Annotated in this window: 2 protein-coding genes; both read right to left on the bottom strand. The window is 65.1% G+C overall.

The features are described 5' to 3' along the window. The coding region (locus ACFQ0E_RS19100) for a condensation domain-containing protein (RefSeq protein ID WP_386826609.1) at positions 1-1964 on the bottom strand (1964 nt) is incomplete at its 3' end. Beyond that, on the bottom strand, positions 1961-2150 hold a 190-nt coding region (locus tag ACFQ0E_RS19095; protein ID WP_386826607.1), incomplete at its 5' end, for a phosphopantetheine-binding protein. The genes ACFQ0E_RS19100 and ACFQ0E_RS19095, both read right to left, overlap by 4 nt.

Below are 2150 nucleotides of genomic sequence, written 5' to 3'. Positions count from 1 at the left end.
ACCAGCACCACACGCTGGCCCGACAGCGGCAGCTGCGGCGCCAGCCAGGCTTCGGTCAGCACGTGGCTGATGCCCGCATCCGACAGCAGGTAGGCCAAGCGTTCGTCCGGATAGCCCGGGTCCAGCGGCACGTAGACCGCGCCGGCCTTCATCGTGCCGATCACGCTGGCGACCATGTCCAGGGTCCGTTCCTGGCACACGCCGACGCGGTCGCCGACCTGCACGCCGGCGGCGACGAGCGCACGCGCGATGCGGTTGGAACGCGACTCCAGTTCGGCGTGGTCGAGGGCCTCGTCCTCCAGCTGCACCGCCACCGCATCGCCGCGCTGCTGCGCGTTGGCGCGGAACAGCGCCGGCAACAGCACCGCCGCGCGCTCGGGCGCCGGGCCTTCCGACAGCGCCACCAGCGCCGCGCGTTCGTCCTCGTCCACCAGCGGCAGCGCATGCAGCGGGCGCTGAGGATCGGCGACCACCGCCGACAGCAGCGTCTCGAAGCTGTTCGCCATCCGCGCGATCGTCTCGGGACGGAACAGGTCGAGCGAATAGCCCCAGCTGATCTCGATTCCGTCTTCCACGGGCAAGGCATGAAGCGACAGGTCGAACTTGCTGACTTCGTATTCGAGCTCATGCCGTTCGAACGGCAGCGCAGCCGCGCTCGCACCCGAGTAATCGTTGTTCTCGTAGCCGAACATGATCTGCACCAGCGGATGGAACGCCAGCGATCTTTCGGGATTGATCTGTTCGACCAGCAGCTCGAAGGGCACGTGCTGGTGCTCGAAGTCGCCGATGAAGGCGCGCTGCTGGCGCCTCAGGAACTCCGAGACCGTCAGGTCCTGCTGGGAAAGATCGGTCCGCAGCACGAGATTGTTGAGGAAGCATCCCAGAAGGGGCTGCACCGCGCCTTCGATGCGATTCGCGTTCGCGGACCCCATCACGACATCGCGCGATCCGCTGCAACGGGACATCAGCAGGGCGAACATCGACTGCAGCGCGACGAACATCGTCACACCGAGCGATGAAGACAAGCGCTCCAGCCCCCGGGCCAAGGCGGGCTCGATGCGCTGGTCGAGGTGACGCCCCTGGTGCGACTGCACCGACTTCCGCTCGAAATCGAGCGGAAGATCGTGCAGCGTCTGGATGCCGTCGAGTCGATCGCGCCAGTAGTCCAGCAGGCGTTCCAGGGATGCGCCCGAGAGACGGGCGCGCTGCCAGACGGCGTAGTCGACGTACTGGATGGGGAGGTCCGGCAGGCCATGCGCCCCGCCCCGGATGCATGCGCCGTAGGCGGCATCGAGTTCGCGCATCAACAGGCCGGTCGACCAGCCGTCGGTGGCGATGTGATGGATGGTGAGCACGAGATCATGATGGCCTTCCGAGTGCTGCACGATGTGCGCACGGATCGGAAGATCGCGGGCCAGGTCGAAATCGTGGAGCATCTCGCGGTCGACCAGCGCACGCATGAACGTCTCGCGCCCCGCTTCATCGAGGCTGGCGCATTCGTGCCGGAACAGCGCGAAGTCGTAGTGCTGCAGTACCCGCTGCAAGGGTTCGCCATCGTCGTCGATATAGACAGTCCTCAGGACCGCATGACGGTCGATGACGATGCGCAGGGCGGCTTCGAGGGCTGCGACATCGAGCGGGCCGCGAATGGTGCCCGCCAGGCGCGTGTTGTAGATCGCCTTGTCTTCCGACAGCGTGGATTCCAGCCATATGCGCCGCTGCGCGAACGAAACGACCTGTGGCGTTTCGAGATGGCGAGGATCGGCCACGATCTCTTCTTCCCGGTAGGACGCATCGCCACCGCCGCCCAGCATCGAGATCAGGAGGAGCTTGTTGGACTTGAGGATTTCCCGGATCTCGTCCGACACCCGGTTCCGGGTGGACACGACGCGCAGCGCGCCGTCCTTGACAGAGAGTTCGATCCCTTCTTTCTCGCACAACGCCAGGATGTCAGAAAACTTCACAGCGAAAACTCCTCTACGGCTTCCTTGTCGCCACCTTCGTTCAGCGCTTCGTCCGCCCTGAGCTTCTTGCGCAGCACTTCGATGAACAACGCCTGCTCCTCGATGCTCGGCAGCTCGAACAGGCTCTTGAGCGTGAAATCCACCTCGAAACGCTTGCGGATCTGGCTCGCCAGACGCGTCGCCAGC

This window comes from Lysobacter brunescens (assembly GCF_042677005.1).
GTDB classification, from domain to species: Bacteria; Pseudomonadota; Gammaproteobacteria; order Xanthomonadales; family Xanthomonadaceae; genus Lysobacter_I; species Lysobacter_I brunescens.
Note: the sequence above shows the minus strand (reverse complement) of the source record. Positions and strands in the feature narration are given on the sequence as shown.